Here is a 19850-nt window from a genome sequence, read left to right on the forward strand (position 1 = left end):
GACTGTTATGGAGAAAGTAAGCCTCAGGGACGCTTACGGAGAGACCTTGGTTGAGCTTGGAAGAGAGGATGAAAGGATAGTCGTTTTAGACGCAGACCTTTCGGGCTCAACGAAGACTGCAAAGTTTGCAAAAGTTTTCCCTGAAAGGTTTTTCAACTTTGGAATAGCAGAAATTGATATGATGAACGCAGCCGCAGGGCTTGCAACAACGGGAAAGATTCCCTTCGTCAGTACCTTTGCAATATTTGGAACCGGGAGAGCGTGGGAGGCTGTTAGACAGACTATCTGTTACCCAAACTTAAACGTGAAAATCGTGTGCACCCACGGAGGGGTAACTGTCGGAGAGGATGGAGCGAGCCACCAGGCTCTGGAAGACGTTGCAAACATGAGGAACATCCCTAACATGAGGGTTATCGTTCCGGCCGACGATATAGAAACAAGACAGGTCATAAGGAAGATTGCATACACAAAGGGACCTTTCTACGTGAGGTTAACAAGGGAGAAGTTCCCAAGGATATTTGACGAGAGCTACAAATTTGAGGTAGGAAAGGGACATGTTTTGGTTGAAGGAGAGGACGTAACTGTTATAGCAAACGGCGTTATGACCTCTTTTGCCCTTTTGGCTGCCGAAAATTTAGAAAGGGAAGGAATATCTGTAGAAGTGATACACATGCCGACTGTTAAACCGATAGACGTTGACCTTGTAGTAAAATCTGCTTCAAAAACAGGAGCCGTTGTAACAGCAGAGGAGCACTCTATCATAGGGGGATTGGGTTCCGCCGTGGCAGAAGTCTTGGTTGAGAACTGTCCCGTTCCTATGGAGAGGTTGGGAACTCCAGACGTCTTCGGCCGTTCCGGGAAAGGATGGGAGCTCCTCCACTACTTCGGATTAAACGAAAAGGGAATAGAAGAAAAAGTTAAAAAAGTTCTTGCGAGGAAAAGATGAGAACAGGGTTTAAAAAAGCCATCTTTTTTCTAACTCTTTTTCTATTCATCTTCCTTGTTGGGAAGAGCTCCATCTCCGCCACAGTTAAACAGAGTTCCTCTGAAGGTGAACTGAAATACATAAGGCTCTTTATGGAAGCCTACCAGCTTGTAAAGGAGAGATACGTAGAGGAGAAGAGCCCAAAAGTTCTGTTTGAAGGGGCAATTAAGGGAATGTTTAACAAGTTAGACCCACACTGCACCCTGTTTACTCCCGACCAGCTTAAAGAGTTCCAGATAGAGACAAGTGGAGAGTTTGGAGGACTGGGAATTCAGATAACTAAAACGAAAGACGGAAAGCTTTTAATAATAACTCCAATTGAAGACACCCCCGCCTACAGGGCAGGTATAAAACCGGGAGACATTATTGTAAAGATTGATGGAAAAGAGGTAACCCCCGACATGACCCTTTCTGAAGCTGTTAAGCTGATGAGGGGTAAACCGGGAACAAAGATAACAATTTGGATATGGAGGAAGGGCTGGTCTGAGCCGAAGCCCTTCACGATAACAAGGGCAGTTATAAAAATTAAGAGCGTTAAGTACAGAATTCTGCCGGGAGGCATAGGCTACATAAGGTTTACAATGTTCCAGAGGACTTCTGTTGGTGAGTTCAAGAAAGCCCTTGAGTCCCTTGAGAAGGATAAAAAGCTACAAGGAATTATTGTTGATGTAAGGAACAACCCCGGTGGACTTTTAGATTCTGCAGTTGCAATTAGCGACTTCTTCTTGCCAAAAGGTAAGCTCATCGTTTACACAAAAGGAAGAATCCCCGAAAGCATCAAAAAATACTACTCACTCCACGACTCCATAGTTCCAACCGACGTTCCGGTTGTCATGTTAGTAAACGGAGGAACGGCAAGTGCTGCCGAAATTCTGACGGGAGCTCTCCGCTACAACGACAGGGCTATTGTTGTAGGAGAGAAGACCTTCGGGAAAGGGTCAGTTCAAACCCTCTACCCGTTAGACATGGGATACGCCGTTAAGATAACTACCGCCAAGTACTACATGCCTAACCATAAGTGTATAGATGGAAAGGGAATTAATCCGGACGTAGAGGTTAAGCTCTCTAAGGAAGACATAGAGACCCTAAAGGAAGAGTTTAAGGAGATGGAAAAGCACCCTGAAAAGACGGAAGAGATAAGGAAAAAGCAGGAGAAGAGAATAGATAACCAGCTTAAAAGGGCCATTGAGGTAATCAAAGAGTTCCACCTGTTTAGGGAGATGAGAAAAGGGAAAGAGGAGAATAAGAAAGCGGCGTGATATTTACACTCCACGGCTGGAGCTTTGATAAAACCGTTTGGAACAGAACTCCCTTTGAAACTGGGACACACATGGAACTCCCCGGCCACGGGGAGTTTCCGTTTAAGTCAACAGACCTATTAGAGCTCTCAAAAGAGATAGCAGAAGCTCTCCCCCAAAGTTCTACCTTAGTTGGCTGGTCTTTAGGAGCAACGGTTTCGGTTCTGGTTGGGGCTCTCTACCCGGAGAAAATTGGGAAGCTGATTCTCATTGCTCCAACGGTAAGGTTTTCAGGGATTTCACAGCCTGAAGTTGTTGTTGAGAGGTTTTTAAAAAAGCTCAGTAGGAACTTTAAAAAAACGGTTCTTGAGTTTAGAAGTCTCTGCTCAAAAGAGAAGTTTCCACTTCCTAAGCTTAATCCCGAAGTGGCTAGAGAGCTCCTTGAAAACTATTCAAGGTTTGACCTTTCACCCTACCTTAAGTCAATTGACGTTCCCGTTGAGATCTTCGTCGGTCAGGAAGATACGATTACAGGATTAAAGGGAGCTCTCTCCGTCTTTAAAAGCCTAAAGAACGTTCAGTTGACCGTTTACCCTGGGAAAGACCACTTCACTGTTCTTTACTCACTTTCCGCCTAACCTTCTGCTCCCTATGTTCAACGTATATCTCATACTGAGGGAACTCCTCAGCCACCTTATTTGCAAGGGCTTCAGCGAAAACAACGGACCTGTGCTGTCCCCCTGTACACCCAACGGCATAGGTAATGTAAGCCTTCCCTTCTTTCTCATAGAGTGGAAGCGTTAGCCTTACAAACTCAAGGATAGTATTTAAGGTTTTTCTTGACTCCTCATAGCCCATAACAAACTCTTCAACATCAGACTCCATTCCGGTTTTGTCTTTTAGGTGGGGAATGAAGTGGGGGTTGGGAAGAAACCGGACGTCAAAGACGTTGTCGGCACTGTGGGGTATCCCGTATTTAAAACCGAATGAGAGGAAGTTAACCTGAAGCTTAGGTTTTCCCGTTTCAAGGAGCTCCTTTATGAGCCTTTTTAGGTCGTGGTATGTAAGGTTGCTGGTGTCTATTACCCTGTCAAAAGAGTCTTTAAGCCCTTCGTAGAACTCCTTTTCTCTCTCTATTAACTTCTCTAAACTTTCATCTGTGTAGTAGCGTTGAAAAGGGTGTGGACGCCTTGTCTCCTTAAACCTGTTTATCAAAGTATCCTTGTTGGCCGTGAAATACCACACCTCAACAGACGGGAACTCCTCCTTTATCCGTTTAAAGAGCTCTCCGGCAGATTCTTTAAATTCAGGGTTTCTAACGTCGGCAACTAAGGCAGCATTCTCTATTTCTGGGTTTTTCTCAACGAGGGAGAGGAGCTCCGGCACAAGGGCAGGAGGAACGTTATCTATACAGTAAAAACCCAAATCCTCAAGGTGCTTTACGGCACTTGACTTTCCAGCTCCAGCCTCACCGGTTAGTATGAAAACTCTCTTCACCTTTTAATCTCCAGAACCTTAACGTCGTTCATCATAAACTCGGGGACAAAAAGTTTTCCCTTATAGTAACCTATGTCAGCAGGGGAGATGAGATTCTTCGCAACAAGTGAAACCTTTCCGTTCTTAAGAGCGTATATCTTACCGGCTGAAAAGTCAGAGAAGATTATCGTCCCATCTTCAGTAACGACAACTCCGTCTAAGTTCTCAAACCCTGAAGCGAGAGTCTTTACAACTCCATCAACTTCAAGGACTTTCCCTCCCCCCCAGCTGACAACAATCATCTTTCCGTTAGGCGTAAAGTCTATTCCGTTAGGTCCTTGAAGGAGAGGGCTTTTAAGGAACACTTTAACGGCATAACTGTTAGCATCTACCTCGTAAATAGTGTTAGTCTGGGTATCTGAAACGTAAACCTTTCCACCGTAAGCGGCAGTATCGTTAAGGAACTCAGCACCGGGAACCTGGATAACCTTCAAGATCTCTCCTGTTTCAGGGTTTGCAACAACTACACTGTCAATGTCTGCAACAAAGAGCTTTCCGTTACAGAACGTTATTCCCTTAGGAGCATTAAGGCCCTTAATAAACTTAGCTTTGACAATTTCCCCGTTTAAGTTGGCAAGAGAGATGTAGCCGTCTCCGTCCTTCTTGTCGGGAGGAAGGTTCCCTATGTTTGAAATGTATAGTTTACCGTTGTAAACCTGGGCACTTTCAGGTGTTTTAAGCCCCTGATTAATGTTGAAGAGGAAAACAACGGCGGCAAAGAAAGCCGTAACTCCTGCAACTATCCCCATTTCAGTTTCTCCCTTAAAGTTTGGTAGTAAGACTTTTTGGGATCCCTCAAAATTAACAGGTCGTAGGGGGATCGAGTTATCTCTATTAGGTCGCCAAGGCGGAGCTCTATCCCCTCCTGACCGTCAAAGATAACCATAACGTTTTCGCTCTCCGTTTTAAGGCTTGCCGTTAAACACACCTCTCCGTTTAAAACCAAAGGCCTAAGGGTTAAAGTATGTGGGCAGACGGGAGTTAAAAGCATTGCGTTAAGGGTCGGATAGATTATAGGCCCACCAGCCGAGAGTGAGTATGCCGTTGAACCAGTTGGAGTTGCAACTATAACCCCGTCTCCTCTGAAAGTCGTAACGTAATCTCCGTCGGCCTTCACCTCTATCTCTATAATTCTTGCAAGGGTGTCCCTCTTTATGGCAACTTCATTAACGCACCTGTAGATAGAAACGTGGCCGTTCCTCCTGACAACCTTTACCCTTAAAACCGGCCTGTTCTCAATTACAAACTCCCCTTTAAGAAGCCTATCTATACACTGGTCAATCTCGTCTATGGAAATCTCCGTTAGGAAACCCAAAGTTCCAAAGTTTATTCCAAGGAGAGGAACAGGTCTCTTATCTATGAGCTTTGCAACTGTTAGAAAGGTTCCGTCCCCACCTAAAACCAAAATGATGTCAACCTTATCGGGAAGGAGTAGCCGGTCAAGGACTTTTATCTCACTTCCGCACCAGTCACTTCCCACAAGCCTACACGACTCCTCGTCGGTGTAAACCTTTACCCCCTTCTCCATAAGCTTTTTAACGACTCTCTTAAAGCCCTCTGCACTTTCAGGCTTTGTAGGGTTAGCAACAACTCCTACCCGTTTATACGCCAACCTTTCTCCTGTCATGACCCTCCACCCTAACTATCCGGCACATATCGTAGATGCGGGACTCTGTCCTCTCATCAAACTTTTCGGCAAACGTTTCACCTGAAATGTCATCAAAACGCAAGTTTGTAGTGATTATCGTCGGTAAGCTCTGGGTGTATCTGTAGTTCACTATCTCTGCCAAAATGTCCTTTGCCCAATCCGTATTCCTCTCGGCTCCTACGTCGTCTAAAACGAGAAGGTGAACTTTCCTTACGGAGTCAAGTATCTCTGAAGTTGAAGCTCTACCTTCGTAGGAGCTCTTAAGGTCTATTAAGAGTCCCCGAAAGTCGCAGAAAACTCCCTTTAAACCCTTGTATTCAACGATGTTTCTGAGAGTTGCAGCAGCCAAGTGGGTCTTTCCCGTGCCGGGAGGGCCGTAGAGGAGAATTCCCCTGTCAACGTAGGGAAAACGGGAAAAGAAGTCTATGCAGGTTCTTAAAGCCTTCAGTTGGTATGGAGTTTCCGGCTCAAAGTTTTTAAAGCGGCAATTTCTGTAGCGGGCTGGTATGCCGGAGCTCTCCAAGTAAACCCTGCTGAGCCTCTTAAACTGGCAGCGGCACCTCTTTGCTACCCTTCGGCCGCCGCTCTCCTCAATAATCCAGCCGGTTCCCCGGCATATTTGACACTCCAAGTTTAACTCCCTACACTTCTAACGTTAGCTAAGACTAATTATAGTCCGGAGGAGCTAAATGGGGTTAAAAGAGAAAGTAACTTCCAGAGAGAGAATAACGGAAGAGGAAGCCCTGAGAATCCTAAAGGAAGAAGACTTGCTGACCTTAGGCCAACTTGCAAACTTCGTCAGAAACAGAATTCACCCCGAAAGGGAAGTAACCTTCGTTATAGACAGGAACATTAACTACACAAATATCTGCGTTTGCAAGTGCAGGTTCTGTGCCTTTTACAGGGATAAAGGAGCTCCCGACGCTTACGTGATAGACAAGGAAACCTTAAGGAAAAAAATTGAGGAGACCATAAAGCTGGGAGGAACTGCCATCCTCATTCAGGGAGGGCTTCACCCAGACCTTGGAATTGAATACTACGAGGAGCTCCTTTCTTTCATAAAGGGTGAGTTTCCTCAGATTCACGTCCACGGCTTCTCTGCCCCCGAAATCATCCACATATCCAGGGTTTCAAACCTCTCTGTTGAAGAGGTGATAAAACGGCTGAAAGAGGCAGGTTTAGGCTCAATCCCCGGAGGTGGAGCAGAAATACTTGTAGATAGGGTTAGAGAAAGAATAGCTCCAAACAAAGCAAGGACTTCTGAGTGGTTGGAGGTTCACAGAACTGCCCACAGGTTTGGTTTAAGGACAACGGCAACTATGATGTTCGGCAGTTTAGACACAGATGAAGACATTGTTGAGCACCTGAAAGTTTTGAGGGAGCTCCAGGATGAAACCGGCGGCTTTACGGCCTTTATCCCGTGGAGCTACCAGCCCGACAACACAGAACTTGGAAAAGAGGTAAAGGAAAAGGCCAGCGGAGAGAGGTATTTAAGGGTTTTAGCCGTCTCCAGGATATATCTTGACAACTTCCAAAACGTTCAGGCCTCTTGGGTTACGCAGGGCGGTAAGATGGCTCAGGTAGCCCTAAAGTTTGGAGCAAACGACTTTGGCTCTCTAATGATAGAGGAGAACGTCGTTGCAGCGGCAGGAGTAAAGTTCAGAATGCCCCTTTCAGAGATTTTAAGGCTCATAAGAGATGCCGGCTACACTCCCGTTCAGAGAGATACGCTCTACAACAAAATTAAACGTTTTGACACAGTATCTCTTTAACGTAGTGCTCCATTATGAACCTCATAATCATCCAACGATTAATCCGTCACTTTTCTCATTAACCCATAGAACTTTAACTGTGAGAACCCTCTTCTCCTGCGTGAAGGTAAGGAGTTCTCCCCTCTTAACAACCCCTTCTTCAGGACAGAAAGAGAACCTCTCAAAGAGCCTTTTGTCCCTTGATGTTTCCCCTTCCACAGTAATTCTGCACTCTCCACCTTTAAGTTTCTGAGCGTAAGCCTTCACTGTATTGAAACGGCTACCGTTTATCCCTTTTAAAGAATATCCCATTGAGTCTCATTGAACCTTTTAATAACAACTGAAAGTTCCCCGATGTTAAAGTAAGAGATGTTCTCGTGAACTGTTTTTATTGAAGAAGTGAATAAACCTTATTAGCCTCAGAGTTTGTATAACTACTAACCTTTAGAGCAACCCTTTCAATCTCCTGAGCCGCCTTTTTCCTATCCCCGGCAATAACTAATGAATCAGCGTTAGGAAATTCCTTCTCAAGTTTAGTAACAGTTTCTCCAAACCTATACTTACTCTTAAATCTTCTATTTTGTGGTAGGCAAACTCTGTTAAGAGAAGAATTATGAAACTTTAACGGTGAGGGACACAACCAACTTAGTTTTAATCCTCATAACCTCAAGTCTATTATCGCAACAAATTCGTATAATTCAAGAGCTTAAGAAGGAGGTTCGCCTTTGGGAAAGCGGTTTAAACTGAAAATTGAGAAGTTAGTTTACGGCGGAAGAGGATTAGGAAGACTTAACGGCAGAGCAGTTTTCGTTCCTTTCACGGCCCCGGGAGATACCGTTTTAGTTGAGGAGAAGAGCAGAAAGAGCGGATACAGCGAAGCTGAAGTTGTAAAAATCTTAGAAAGGAGCAGAGATAGAGTAGAGCCTCTGTGTCCTTACTTTGGCAGGTGTGGAGGCTGCGACTGGCAGCACGTAAAGTACGAGAAGCAGGTAGAGTATAAAAGGGCAATCCTTGAGGAAAATCTTCAAAAGATAGGGAAGATAAAAAAACCCAATATAGATGAAGTAATACCGTCTCCCTCTCCTTGGCAATACAGAAACCGTGCCCAAATTAAGGTCAGAAACGGAAAAGTCGGATTTTTCGCCAAGAACTCCCACCAGGTCGTTGACATAGAGAAGTGCCCTCTACTTAAAGAAGATATATCGGAAATCTTCCCAAAGCTTAAAGAACTCCTTACACTCCTTCCGTCGGAACCTTTAGAGTTTCACGTCTACTCATCTAAAAAAGACGAAGTCCTCCTTAAAATCGTCTTTCAAGGAAGGTTTAAGCTCTTTGAGATCCCTGTTGAAAAGTTAAGAGAAGTTTTAAAGGTCAACCTCATAGGTTACGGTATCTACAGACAGTTAAACGGATTTCCGGAGAGGATAAGGTTTTTTGGTAAAGACTTCTCTTACGAATTTACAGAGAAATTTAAGTTTAGAGTAAGTGCAGACTCTTTCTTTCAGGTCAACAGGTTTCAGCTTGAAAACTTGATAAACAGGGTTTCAAAAGTTGCAATGGAACACCAGTACATACTGGCAGGAGATCTCTACTGCGGAGTAGGAACGCTAACAATTCCCGTTGGTAGATACGTCCATAGGGCTTTTGGAATAGAGGCAAACTTCTCTGCCGTCAGTGATGCCCTCTACAACAAGGACATAAACGGTCTGAGGAACGTCAGTTTCTACTGCAGGGAAACGGAGGAGGGACTTCCGATTTTAAAGGAACACAATCCAGACCTCGTAATACTTGACCCACCTAGGAGTGGTCTCAACGAAAAGATAGTTAAAACGATAGCTACTCTTTCACGGGTTAAGAAGATCGTCTACGTTTCCTGCAACCCTTCAACCCTGGCAAGGGACATTGCTACTTTCCACCGGTACGGAGTAAACATGGAAAAGGCAAAGGTAATAGATATGTTTCCCCAAACTTACCACGTTGAAACGGTAGCCTACTTGAGGAAGGTTAGATGATGCTGAAAACTAAACTTTTCGGAGTTGAGTTTGAAAACCCGGTTTGGACGGCTTCGGGAACTTTTGGTTTTGGTCTTGAATACGCTCCCTACTTAGATCTTAACAAAGTTGGAGCCGTTTGTGTCAAGGGACTTTCCATAAAGCCGAGAGAAGGAAACGAGCCTCCCAGAATATGGGAAACCCCCTGCGGAATGCTCAACGCAATAGGACTTCAGAACCCCGGCGTTGAGTATTTCGTTGAAAAGATAGTTCCAGAGCTTAAAAAGTATAAGTGCAGAGTCGTTGCAAACATCTACGGCTCCACAGTTGAGGAGTATGTAGAGGTTGCAAAGGTTTTAAAGGGTGTTGACGGAGTAGATGCCATTGAGCTTAACATTTCCTGCCCAAACGTTAAAAAAGGGGGACTTGCCTTTGGAGTTGACCCTATTGAGGCTGCAAGGCTAACGGAAGCCGTTAAGGGAGCTACAGACAAACCTGTAATCGTTAAGCTTTCTCCAAACGTTACAGACATCGTTGAGATAGCAAAAGCCGTTGAGTCAGCCGGAGCAGATGCTCTCTCTGCAATCAATACGCTCCTCGGAATGGCGATAGATATAAAGAAGAGAAAGCCGAGGATAAAGAACAAGTTTGGAGGTCTCTCGGGACCTGCAATAAAGCCGGTTGCCGTTAGGATGGTCTATCAGGTTTCTAAGGCCGTCTCTATTCCTGTTATTGGCATAGGGGGAATTTCAAACTGGGAGGACGCAGTTGAGTTCTTCCTTGCAGGGGCTTCCGCCGTTCAGGTTGGAACCGCAAACTTCTTTAACCCAAAGGCTGTAGAGGAGATAGTTGAAGGGTTAGAGGGGTATTTGAAAGAGATGGGATACTCTGACATATCAGAGTTGATTGGAGATTTGAGGGAGTAGTTAGTTGAGCTTGTAGCGGATGGTTAATTCTGTTTCAAACTTTCCACCGGGAGGAGGGGGAAAGAGACACTTTTTTAGGGTTTTAACTGCCGCTTTTTCAAGAAACGATGAATCTGAAGAGAGGACCTTTACAGAGAGGAGTTCTCCCCTTCTCCCGATAACTACCTTCAGCCTTACCTTTCCCTCAATTCCCATTTTCCTTGCGATGAAGGGGTAGAACTTGTTCTTCTCAACCTCTGCCAATAGGAGTTTCAAGTAGTTCTCTCTACTTGTCTTTCTTTTTCCTGATGGCTTTTTCTGAGTGGTTTCCTCTTTAGCTCTTTCAGAGCCACCGACCGGTTTGGGATTGCTTTTGATGGCGGAGCTCCCCGCAGATTCCTGAACTCTCTGAACTCTGTTTTCCGCTGATCCCTTGAGACTTTCCTCTTTTCTCTTTCTCAGCTGAGAGTTTATCGGAGCTAAAGTTTTTTTAGTCTCAGAGCCCTGTAAAGGTTGAGGAAATGCTTCTTTTATTTTTTGTTCTGCCCGATTAACTACTTGTGGTTTCTCACTTAATTTTGATTTTTTTGCCTTTTCTCTCCTGTAAAACTGTTCTTTTCTAAGTCTCTTCTTTAGCTTTTTCGCAGGTAAATTTAGGGAGCTCTTTCTAACTATTTCTTTCTCATTGCCACCTCTTGAAACTTTAAGAGTCCTTTTTTCCTGAAGACCCGGGACTTTTCCTTTACTCTTTCCGTTCCCTTTTCCCTTTTCACTCTTCTGTTTACCTATCTCCGGTTTTTCCGCTTCAAATGATAGGTTTAGAACCGACTGTTTTTTAAGTTTTACCGGTTTAAACTTTAGCAGATAACCGAAAGCTAAGGCATTTATGAGGAAAGATAGGAAGAGAGAAACGGGGAATAATTTCCTCTGGAACATTGAAAAACGCCGGAGCTTAGAGCTCCGGCACCGTATTGAGTTTTAACTCCTGCTCAACGAAATCTCCGACTTTCAGAATTGTCTCCTCGTCAAAAGCCCTTCCTATAAACTGAACTCCTACCGGAAGGTTCTTACTGTCAAAGCCGCAAGGAATGGAAACGGCCGGAAGCCCTGCAAGGTTTACGGCAATCGTGAATATGTCTGATAGGTACATCTTTATCGGGTCGTCCGTCTTTTCACCTATCTTAAAGGCCGTTTCGGGAGTAACCGGAGTTATGAGGAAATCAACCTTCTCAAAGGCCTTCTGGAATCCTTGGTAGATGAGAGTTCTAACCTTTTGAGCCTTTAAGTAGTAAGCGTCATAGTAACCGGCACTAAGCGTGTAAGTTCCAATCATAATACGCCTTTTAACCTCGTCTCCGAAGCCCTCAGCCCTAGTTTTACAGTACATATTAATCAGGTCTTTGTAGTCTTTAGCCCTGTATGTATACCTAACTCCGTCGTATCTACCGAGGTTAGAAGAGGCCTCGGCCGGAGCTATGATGTAGTAAGTCTCAACAGCGTATTTGGTGTTGGGTAGTGAAACTTCCTCAACCGTAACTCCGTTCTTCTCAAGAATTTCTGCAACTTTTAAGACCTTCTCCTTTACCTCCGGGTCAACTCCCTCAACGAAATATTCTTTAGGAAGGCCTGCCTTTAGTCCTTTCACCTCTCCATTTAAAGCCTCAAGGAAGTTTGGAACTGGAATCTTTGCGCTGGTTGCGTCTTTTGAGTCCTGACCAGAGATAACATTCATGAGGTAGGCTGCATCCTCAACGGTCTTCGTTATGGGGCCTATCTGGTCTAAAGAGGAAGCAAAGGCAGTCAGCCCGTACCTTGATACCCTACCGTATGTTGGCTTTAGACCGACAACTCCGCAGAAGGCTGCAGGCTGTCTGATTGAACCTCCCGTATCTGAGCCTAAAGAGGCAAGTGCTGAGCGGGCTGAAACTGCGGCTGCAGAACCTCCAGAAGAGCCTCCGGGAACTCTCTCCAAGTCCCATGGGTTCTTAGTAGGGCCAAAGTAAGAGGTTTCTGTTGAGGAACCCATTGCAAACTCGTCAAGATTGTTCTTCCCGACGAATATCGCTCCTTTTTCCCTTAACCTCTTTATAACGGTTGCATCGTAAGGGGAGATGAAGTTCTCAAGGATTTTCGAGGCACAGGTCATCCTGACGTTCTCAACGTTTATGTTGTCTTTAATTGAGAGGGGAATTCCGAAGAGCTCCGGAACCTCATCCTCTGAGAGTTTTGCAAGTTCCTCGTCTGCAATCTCTGCCTTCTTTCTTGCTTTTTCTTCTGCAACCGTTATGTAGGCGTTTAGCTTATCTTCAGTCTCCTCTATTCTCTTTAAAACGGTCTCAACCAGTTCAGACGGCTTGAGTTCCTTCTTTTTTATGAGAGTGTGGAGCTCCTTCAGGCTCTTGTTGAGCAGTTCCATTTTTTCCTCCTACTTTTTAACTACCTTCGGAACTATGAAGAACTGACCGTCAGTTTCGGGAGCGTTCATAAAGGTCTTTTCCCTTGGAAGGCTCAAACCCGGAACGTCTTCCCTTAAAACGTTTTCCGGAGGAACAACTGAGAACTTCGGGTCTATCCCTTCGGTGTCAAGCTCGTTCAGCTTCTCAACAAAGTTAAGTATTTCAGATAACTGCTCCCTGAACTTTTCAACCTCTTTCTCCCGGAGCTCTATCCTTGCAAGCTTTGCTATGTGGAGAACCTCTTCCCTGCTCAGCTTCATCTCTTACTCCTTAAGTAGGTCTTTGTAATTTCCCCTATCTCCTCAATCAGCCGTTTCATGTACGGGTCTGACGAGTGGGAAATTATTTTAACATTGGAATTGAGCTCAGTCTCTTCCGTATAGGAGGGTGTTTGAAAATTGCCAAACCGAAGAAAAAAGCCTATCCTCTCCGGTATGAGAGTAAAGAATCTTAACTTCAAAAAAGTTCTTAAACTCACTAAACGCTACATGCACCGGAGAGGACAGGCTCTAATTTATATCCTTTCAAATCCAAAATGGGAAGACCCAAGAAATACCCTTTAATTGACTTCCTTAATTTCCTTTCCCGCAGATAAAGCTTATGACAGTGAGAGACTTACTGAGCTTGTTGAGAGTGTAGGTTTAAGGTTAAGGGCGAAGGAACTTGTTGAATCTGATGGTATTTATCGTTCCAGAGGACTTATAGAAGGGATATTTGGGGAGATAAAACAGGCAGTTGGTAGTTATGAGAGGACTAAGAGCTTTCAGATAGCTCAGTTGTTTGTATTAGCTAAGTTTTGTCTGTTCAATCTCTGGGTTCTTTTCTTATTCCTCTGGATTTTTCAAACAGCCTCTCCTCTACCTATTGACGTTTGTTTTTTAAAGTGTTAAATTAGCTTTGCAGATACAGAAGGCAGCACGACGGAAACTGAGTAAAGCCCCAGAAGGCATGCCGTTTCTGCCTTCTGGGGCTTTTTAATTTTAGAAACTTTTAGAGAGGTAAGGAACATGGAAAAGCTCACAGGAACAGTCAAGTGGTTTGACTCAAAGAAGGGTTACGGCTTCATCACAGCCGACAACGGACAGGATGTTTTCGTCCACTACACAGGAATAAGTGGAGAAGGGTTTAGAACCCTTGAAGAGGGTGAAAGGGTATCTTTCAACGTAACAGAGAGTGACAAAGGCCTTAAAGCTGTAGATGTAGAAAGACTTTAACTTAGAGCTAAAGATTAATTAGAATAGTTGCCACGGTTTCCGTCTGAAACGGCGGCGGGAATCGTGGCAATTTTTATTTAAAACTACTGTTTAAGAGGAGAAGCGTATGGAGTTCAGTTTCAATCAGTTAGATGAGAGAGTTCAGAAGTCTTTAGAAGAGATGGGATTTGAGTCTCCGACTCCTATTCAAAAAGAGGCAATTCCCGTTGCCCTTCAGGGAGAGGATATAGTAGGACAGGCACAAACAGGAACAGGGAAAACGGCAGCTTTCGGTATTCCTATAGTTGAAGGGATAAGTCCCAGGGAGAGGGGAGTAAAGGCAATAATTTTGACTCCAACGAGGGAACTGGCAATTCAAGTAGCCCACGAAATTTCCCTTATAGGAAAGAACAAAGGGGTTTCTGCCTATCCCGTCTACGGTGGAGTTTCCATAGAGAGGCAGGCTAACATTTTGAGAAGGGGAAGGAACCAGATAGTTGTTGGAACTCCCGGAAGGGTAAAAGACCTAATAAACAGGGGAATACTGAAGCTTGATAAAGTTCGCTACGCCGTTTTAGACGAGGCTGACCAGATGTTGGACATGGGCTTCATTGAGGATATAGAAGAGATTCTCTCTAAAACCCCAAGAGAGAAACAGACAATGCTCTTCTCTGCAACGATGCCCTACGAAATCAGGAAACTGATAGACAACTACTTGAAGCCTGGTTACAAGTTCATCAAGGTAAGTAAACAGCTAATTACTCCAAAGGTTAAGCAGAGGATTTTGCTTGTAAAGAGTGAAGATAAGCTGAAGGCCCTTGAGAAGATTCTGAGGGAAAATGAGGGGACTGCAACGATCGTTTTCGTTAAGACGAAAAGGGACGCTGCCGAGATTGAGAGAGAGCTCCAGCGTAGAGGCATAAATGCAAGGGCTATCCACGGAGACCTCTCCCAGAGACAGAGGGAAAATGTCTTAAGGGTATTTAGAGAAGGGAAAGTAAAAGTTTTAGTCGCTACAGACGTTGCTGCAAGAGGTCTTGACATTAAAGACGTTGGCCTCGTTATAAACTACGAGCTTCCTGAAAACCCTGAAAGCTACGTCCACAGGATAGGAAGAACAGGGAGAGCCGGAAGAGAAGGGGTTGCTATTAGCCTTGTTGCCGAGCCTGAAAAGAGAAGGATGTACAGGATAAAGGGCTTAAAAGGAATTAGGCCTGAGAAGTTTAGAGTAAACGACCTTAAAGAGTTGAAAGAAAAGATACTCAAGGAAGATTTTTCAAAGATTCCTGAAAAGGTAAAGAGGTTGGCTCAGGAACTCCTTTCAGAGAGATCAGCAGAAGAGATAATTTCAGTTTTACTTTCAAAACTCATTTAGGAATAGAGGGAGCTCTTCTAGAGAGTGTACGATATTTTGTGTAAGCTTGAGAAATGGGATAACCTCCTGGGGAACACCCCACAAATACCAACCCCAGGAGGCAAAAATGGAACTACAGAAGATTTTACCAGACCTCGTTAAAGAATGAGCTACCGATGAACATTGAACCTGATAAGTATACTGTTACTGCTGCTATACATTCCAGCGAGGTCCACTCAGAGAAATGTTACCACTGGGTTGATAACGCCTGCCCCTTTGAAGTTGCTGGGTTGGTTTATCTTCCGACTAAGGTTAACGTTAGGGAGCTCCAATCTTTCTGATTTTTTTGTATCTGTATTCAACTAACTTTTCAGGAGTTAGTTGCTTCAGCTCCTTCAGGTGTTTCTTTACATACTTCCTGAAGTTTTCAAAGGTTGTTTCCCAGTCCCTGTGGGCTCCCTCTAAAGGTTCAGGGATTATTTCGTCAACAATTCCTAAGTCTTTAAGGTCTTTAGCTGTGAGTTTAAGGGCTTCCGCTGCCTCTTTTACTTTGTCCTGAGACTGCCACAGGATTGCTGCACACCCTTCTGGGGAAATTACCGAGTAGATTGAGTTTTCAAACATCAGGAGCCTGTTTGCAACTGAGATGGCTAAAGCTCCCCCGCTCCCCCCTTCTCCTATAACAACGCTGATTATTGGAACTTTTAGTTTTGACATCTCAAGAAGGTTTCTTGCTATTGCCTCAGACTGACCGTGCTCTTCGGCTTCAATTCCCGGAAAGGCTCCGGGGGTGTCAACGAGGGTAATTATGGGTTTCCTGAACTTCTCTGCCAACTTCATAACCCTTAGAGCTTTCCTGTAGTCTTCAGGAAGGGGCATTCCGAAGTTTCTCTCTATCTTCTCCTTCGTCTCCCTTCCTTTCTCCTGCCCTATAACGCAGACGCTCTCACCCTCAAACCTTGCAAAACCTGTAACTATGGCCTTTCCGTCTCCACAGTGACGGTCTCCGTGGAGCTCTACAAAATCGTCAAAAACTGCCCTTATGTAGTCAAGGGCGTGGGGGCGGTTTGGGTGGCGGGCTATTTGGACTCTGTCCCAGGCAGAGAGGTTGTTGTAGAACTCTTCTATTTTCCTATGGAATTTCCTCTCTATTTCCTCAATTACTGCCGGGTCGTGTTTTCCCATCTGTTTAAGTTCCTCTATTTTCTTTCTGAGTCTGTCTACTTGAAGTTCAAAGTCGTGCAATCCGGCCATCTTTTCAACCTCAGTTTACCTTCACTTTTTTGAGATGTAGGCTGTTTTGGAGTTCCTTAAGGATATGAGCGTCAAGGGGTAACTTCAAGTCTGGGTCTATTTGCAATTTTACAAAACAGTCGGGGAGCTCCGCCTCAACAACAACGGGTTTTCCCTTCGGAGAGGAGTTCTTCTCTATAAAGTTCTTGAGCCTTGAGAGTGTTTCTTCTGTTACCTGGTTTCCGTTAAGGGTTATGACGATTTCGTTTACCTGATCCGAAACCGCTTCACGGACGGAGATAATTTCCCTTGCTATGACGCTCTTACTTTCTTCTTCTTCCCTTACTTCTCCCTTAACGGCTATGAGGTTTCCCTCTGTAAGGAGTTCCGAAACTTCCTTGTAGGTATTGTGAAAGACTAAAACAGGAACAGTTCCGTCAAGGTCTGTAAGCTCTAACGTTGCCCAGAGTTCTCCCCTCTGGTTCCTTCTAAGTTTTACTTCTGTTATCGCTCCTGCTAGGAAAACTTCCTCTCCGTCCTTCCACTCCTCCTTTTCGGACGAGGAGTTGAACTTGAGCTCAACAACTCCTTTATACTCTTCCAACGGGTGACCGGAGAGGTAAAAACCTATTGCCTGTCTCTCGTACTCCCACTTTATTCTGTCGTTCCACTCCGGAACGTTTGGAAACTCCTTTTCAACAACTACCGAATCGTCTCCGAAGAGACTCATAAGCCCTTTGCTCTTTGACTTCTGAATACTCTGGGCGGCGCTCATCGCTTTGTCTAAAACCTCGTAGTTTGCAGCTCTTGAGATTCCAGTAGAGTCAAAAGCTCCGGCCTTTATGAGTGATTCAATAACCTTCCTGTTTACAACCTTCAGGTCAACCCTCTGGCAGAAGTCGTAGAGGTCTTTAAACTCCCCTTCTCTTTTCCTTGCTTCCTCAATGTGGAGAGCCGCTTTCTCCCCTACTCCCTTTATTCCTGCAAGTCCAAACCTTATCCCCTCTCCTTCAATCTCAAAGTAAGCTCCACTCTTGTTTACGTCCGGCGGGTAAACGGGAATTCCGTTCTCTTTACAGTCCTTCATAAACTTTACTATTTCATCCGTCTTGTCAAAGTCAATTGACATCATTGTTGCCATGAGTTCTTTCGGGTAGTGGGCTTTCAGGTAAGCGGTTACGTAGGCTAGGAAGCCATAGGCTGCAGAGTGGGACTTGTTGAAACCGTACTCTGCAAACTTGGCGATATCGTCAAAGAGCTTCTCTATCTTGTCTTTCGGGTATCCTTTCTCTACTGCCCTTGAAACGAAAATTCCCCTCTGCTCTTCCATTATCTCTTTCTTCTTCTTACCCATTGCACGCCTTAAAAGGTCTGCCTCTCCAAGTGAGTAGCCTGCAAGTATGTTTGCTATCTGCATTATCTGTTCCTGGTAAATGAAAAGGCCGTACGTCTCTTTAAGGACGGGCTCAAGTTCCGGGAAGATGTAGTCAACTTCCTCTTCGCCGTGCTTCCGTTTTATGTAGCTTTCTGCCATTCCGGAGTTTAGTGGGCCTGGCCTGTAGAGGGCAACGAGGGCAATTATGTCCTCAAAGACAGAGGGTTTTAACCTCTTCATTAAGTTTCTCATTCCTCTTGATTCAAGCTGAAAGACGCCAATCGTGTTTCCTTCCTGAAGGAGTTTGAAGGTTTTCTCGTCGTCTAAGGGAAGTTTTGTTGGAACTATCTCAACGCCGTGTCTCTCTTTTATGAGCTTTATCGTCCTGTCTATGATTGTTAGGGTTTTAAGGCCTAAGAAGTCCATCTTTAGTAGGCCTAAGGACTCAATCTGCCCCATGTCGTACTGGGTCGTAACGTCTCCGTCTTTACTCTTTGCCAGGGGAATGTAGTCTGTAAGGGTTTCTGGGGCGATAACTACTCCTGCTGCGTGAACGCCCGTCTGCCTTGCAAGTCCCTGGAGTCTTTTGGCTATTTTTATGAGCCTCTCTATCGTCTGGTCTTTCTCCATCAGGTCCTGTATTTCGGGAGCTCTCTCAACTGCGTCCTCAACCGACTTTGCGTCGTTTGGAATCAGCTTTGCCAGCTTGTCAACTTCTTTAGGTAGAATTCCGAGGACCCTTCCAACGTCCCTAACGACCATCTTGGTCTTCATAGTTCCGAACGTGATTATCTGGCATACCTTGTCCTCTCCGTACTTGTCCCTAACGTATTGGATTACCCTATCCCTTCCTTCCTGACAGATGTCAACGTCAATGTCCGGCATCGTAACCCTTTCAGGGTTCAGGAACCTCTCAAAGAGGAGGTTAAACCTTAAAGGGTCTATGTCTGTAATTCCGATTGCGTAGGCGACCAAAGAGCCAGCTGCTGAACCCCTTCCGGGGCCTACCGGTATTCCGTTCCTCTTCGCCCAGTTGATAAAGTCCCAAACTATCAGGAAATAGCCGGGAAATCCCATGTCGCTGATTATCTTAAGCTCGTGGTTAAGCCTCTCGTAATACTTTTGTCTTTTCTCTCCGTCTACAATTCCCTGCTCTTTTAGTCTCCTTTCAAGTCCTTCCTCGGCAAGTTTTCTCAGGTAGCTCTCGTACGTGTAGCCTTCTGGAACTTCATAATTTGGAAGGAGGTATCCCCTGTTCTCAAAAGTTTCAAGCTTACCTTCAACCTTTTCAGCAATCTTTAGGGTATTGAATACTGCCTGGGGAACGTTTCTAAAAACGTCAAGCATCTCTTGGGCGTTTTTGAAGTAGAACTCTTTACTTGGAAACCTCATTCTCTTTTCGTCTGTAAGCTTTTTTCCGGTCTGAAGGCAGAGGAGGACGTCGTGGGCTTCCCAGTCCTCCTTGTTTAGGTAGTGGGCGTCGTTGGTTGCAACGAGGTCTATGTCTAGTTTTTTAGAGAGCTCTATCAGAAACCTGTTTGCTTTTTTCTGTTCCTCTATTCCGTGATACTGGACTTCAAGGTAGAAGTCGTCTCCGAAGAGCTCCTTGTACCACTTTGCAGCCTCTTCAGCCTCTTTCTCCTTTCCCATAAGGTAGAGAAGAGGAATCTCTCCCTGTATACAGGCAGAGAGAGCTATTAAGCCTTCGCTGTGTTTCTCCAAAACCTCTTTGTCTATACGGGGCTTGTAGTAGAAACCCTCTGTGAAACCGATGGTGCTGAGTTTCATTAGATTTTTAAGGCCTGTGTCGTTTTTTGCAAGGAGTATCAGGTGGTAGCTCCCTTTCTCTCCCTCTTTTCCTTTACTCCTATCAAACCTTGAGCCCTTTGCTATGTAGAACTCTTGGCCGATAATTGGCTTTATCCCTTTCTCCTTACAGGTTTTGTAGAGCTCGTAAGAGGCGAACATGTTCCCGTGGTCGGTTACGGCAACTGCCGGCATTCCATACTCTATAGCTTTATCTACCAGGTCCTTTATTTTGATTGCTCCGTCTAAGATTGAGTATTGAGAGTGGAGGTGAAGGTGGACAAAGTTTCCAGTTTTTACAGACATTGATTTCTCCTCTGAGGGTTTCTCAAAATTTTAGCCTTTTAAAAGGTATGTTGACTTCTCCATCTTAACAATT

General features: G+C 44.8%; 19 protein-coding genes and 1 pseudogene. 10 read left to right on the top strand and 10 right to left on the bottom strand.

All coding sequences use genetic code 11. The features are described from left to right. Window positions 1–7 precede the first annotated feature (7 nt). Genes ACZ424_RS06050 through ACZ424_RS06060 form a run of 3 tightly spaced genes read left to right on the top strand, consistent with a single transcriptional unit; the run spans window position 8 to window position 2861 of the window. Window positions 8–946 (top strand): transketolase family protein, encoded by a 939-nt coding sequence (locus ACZ424_RS06050; protein WP_464904084.1) that lies wholly within the window; start codon window positions 8–10, stop codon window positions 944–946. Beyond that, a complete protein-coding gene (locus ACZ424_RS06055) occupies window positions 943–2244 on the top strand; it encodes a S41 family peptidase (RefSeq protein WP_464904085.1) in 1302 nt (433 codons plus the stop codon). The genes ACZ424_RS06050 and ACZ424_RS06055 overlap by 4 nt, the downstream gene beginning before the upstream one ends. Continuing rightward, complete coding sequence (locus ACZ424_RS06060) at window positions 2241–2861, top strand: alpha/beta fold hydrolase (protein ID WP_464904086.1); 621 nt, start codon at window positions 2241–2243, stop codon at window positions 2859–2861. Before ACZ424_RS06055 ends, ACZ424_RS06060 begins: the two co-directional genes overlap by 4 nt. On the opposite strand, the gene rapZ is transcribed toward ACZ424_RS06060, so the two are convergent. The 4 genes from rapZ to ACZ424_RS06080 are packed head-to-tail and all read right to left on the bottom strand — an operon-like array spanning window position 2833 to window position 6038. Then, window positions 2833–3720: an RNase adapter RapZ gene (gene rapZ / locus ACZ424_RS06065; protein WP_464904087.1), complete on the bottom strand. Its 888-nt coding sequence runs from the start codon at window positions 3718–3720 to the stop codon at window positions 2833–2835. The two genes, ACZ424_RS06060 and rapZ, sit on opposite strands and share 29 nt — an antisense overlap. Continuing rightward, the gene (locus ACZ424_RS06070) at window positions 3717–4508 is read right to left on the bottom strand and encodes an NHL repeat-containing protein (protein WP_464904088.1); all 792 of its coding nucleotides are present in this window, start codon (window positions 4506–4508) and stop codon (window positions 3717–3719) included. The genes rapZ and ACZ424_RS06070 overlap by 4 nt, the downstream gene beginning before the upstream one ends. Beyond that, window positions 4499–5386 carry an NAD(+)/NADH kinase gene (locus ACZ424_RS06075; protein WP_464904089.1) on the bottom strand — a complete coding sequence of 296 codons (888 nt, stop codon included), beginning with the start codon at window positions 5384–5386 and terminating at the stop codon, window positions 4499–4501. The genes ACZ424_RS06070 and ACZ424_RS06075 overlap by 10 nt, the downstream gene beginning before the upstream one ends. Beyond that, window positions 5361–6038 (bottom strand): ATP-binding protein, encoded by a 678-nt coding sequence (locus ACZ424_RS06080; protein ID WP_464904090.1) that lies wholly within the window; start codon window positions 6036–6038, stop codon window positions 5361–5363. The genes ACZ424_RS06075 and ACZ424_RS06080 overlap by 26 nt, the downstream gene beginning before the upstream one ends. 58 nt (window positions 6039–6096) lie before the next feature. On the opposite strand from ACZ424_RS06080, the gene mqnC reads away from it, so the two are divergent. Then, entirely contained in the window at window positions 6097–7179 is a 1083-nt protein-coding gene (gene mqnC, locus ACZ424_RS06085) for a cyclic dehypoxanthinyl futalosine synthase (protein WP_464904091.1), read from the top strand. Between the two features lie 27 nt (window positions 7180–7206). Here the strand turns inward: mqnC and ACZ424_RS06090 are convergent, their stop codons facing one another. Then, window positions 7207–7470 (bottom strand): hypothetical protein, encoded by a 264-nt coding sequence (locus ACZ424_RS06090; protein WP_464904092.1) that lies wholly within the window; start codon window positions 7468–7470, stop codon window positions 7207–7209. Window positions 7471–7883: 413 nt separating this feature from the next. Between ACZ424_RS06090 and rlmD the strand changes: the two genes are divergently transcribed. Beyond that, a complete protein-coding gene (gene rlmD / locus ACZ424_RS06095) occupies window positions 7884–9170 on the top strand; it encodes a 23S rRNA (uracil(1939)-C(5))-methyltransferase RlmD (RefSeq protein WP_464904093.1) in 1287 nt (428 codons plus the stop codon). Then, window positions 9167–10075, top strand: coding sequence for a dihydroorotate dehydrogenase (locus tag ACZ424_RS06100; protein ID WP_464904094.1), 909 nt, complete (start codon window positions 9167–9169; stop codon window positions 10073–10075). Before rlmD ends, ACZ424_RS06100 begins: the two co-directional genes overlap by 4 nt. Here ACZ424_RS06100 and ACZ424_RS06105 read toward each other — a convergent pair whose 3' ends face one another. Genes ACZ424_RS06105 through gatC form a run of 3 tightly spaced genes read right to left on the bottom strand, consistent with a single transcriptional unit; the run spans window position 10076 to window position 12770 of the window. Continuing rightward, on the bottom strand, window positions 10076–10990 hold the full coding sequence (locus tag ACZ424_RS06105; protein ID WP_464904095.1) for an energy transducer TonB: 915 nt from the start codon (window positions 10988–10990) through the stop codon (window positions 10076–10078). 16 nt (window positions 10991–11006) lie between these two features. Continuing rightward, window positions 11007–12470, bottom strand: a complete 1464-nt coding sequence (gatA, locus tag ACZ424_RS06110; protein ID WP_464904096.1) for an Asp-tRNA(Asn)/Glu-tRNA(Gln) amidotransferase subunit GatA — start codon at window positions 12468–12470, stop codon at window positions 11007–11009. Between the two features lie 9 nt (window positions 12471–12479). Further along, window positions 12480–12770, bottom strand: coding sequence for an Asp-tRNA(Asn)/Glu-tRNA(Gln) amidotransferase subunit GatC (gene gatC, locus ACZ424_RS06115; protein WP_464904097.1), 291 nt, complete (start codon window positions 12768–12770; stop codon window positions 12480–12482). Between the two features lie 138 nt (window positions 12771–12908). On the opposite strand from gatC, the pseudogene ACZ424_RS06120 reads away from it, so the two are divergent. From ACZ424_RS06120 to ACZ424_RS06135, 4 genes and pseudogenes are all read left to right on the top strand, one after another. Further along, window positions 12909–13400: pseudogene (locus ACZ424_RS06120) on the top strand (hypothetical protein). A gap of 117 nt (window positions 13401–13517) precedes the next feature. Then, a complete protein-coding gene (locus tag ACZ424_RS06125; RefSeq protein ID WP_464904098.1) occupies window positions 13518–13724 on the top strand; it encodes a cold-shock protein in 207 nt (68 codons plus the stop codon). Between the two features lie 106 nt (window positions 13725–13830). After that, a complete protein-coding gene (locus ACZ424_RS06130; RefSeq protein WP_464904099.1) occupies window positions 13831–15078 on the top strand; it encodes a DEAD/DEAH box helicase in 1248 nt (415 codons plus the stop codon). Between the two features lie 155 nt (window positions 15079–15233). Then, window positions 15234–15398 (top strand): Wzt carbohydrate-binding domain-containing protein, encoded by a 165-nt coding sequence (locus ACZ424_RS06135; protein ID WP_464904100.1) that lies wholly within the window; start codon window positions 15234–15236, stop codon window positions 15396–15398. On the opposite strand, the gene ACZ424_RS06140 is transcribed toward ACZ424_RS06135, so the two are convergent. Then, complete coding sequence (locus ACZ424_RS06140) at window positions 15376–16311, bottom strand: acetyl-CoA carboxylase carboxyltransferase subunit alpha (protein ID WP_464904101.1); 936 nt, start codon at window positions 16309–16311, stop codon at window positions 15376–15378. The genes ACZ424_RS06135 and ACZ424_RS06140 overlap by 23 nt on opposite strands. A 10-nt stretch (window positions 16312–16321) precedes the next feature. Continuing rightward, complete coding sequence (gene dnaE / locus ACZ424_RS06145) at window positions 16322–19777, bottom strand: DNA polymerase III subunit alpha (RefSeq protein ID WP_464904102.1); 3456 nt, start codon at window positions 19775–19777, stop codon at window positions 16322–16324. Window positions 19778–19850: the final 73 nt, after the last annotated feature.

It is taken from the genome of Thermovibrio ruber, assembly GCF_055380895.1.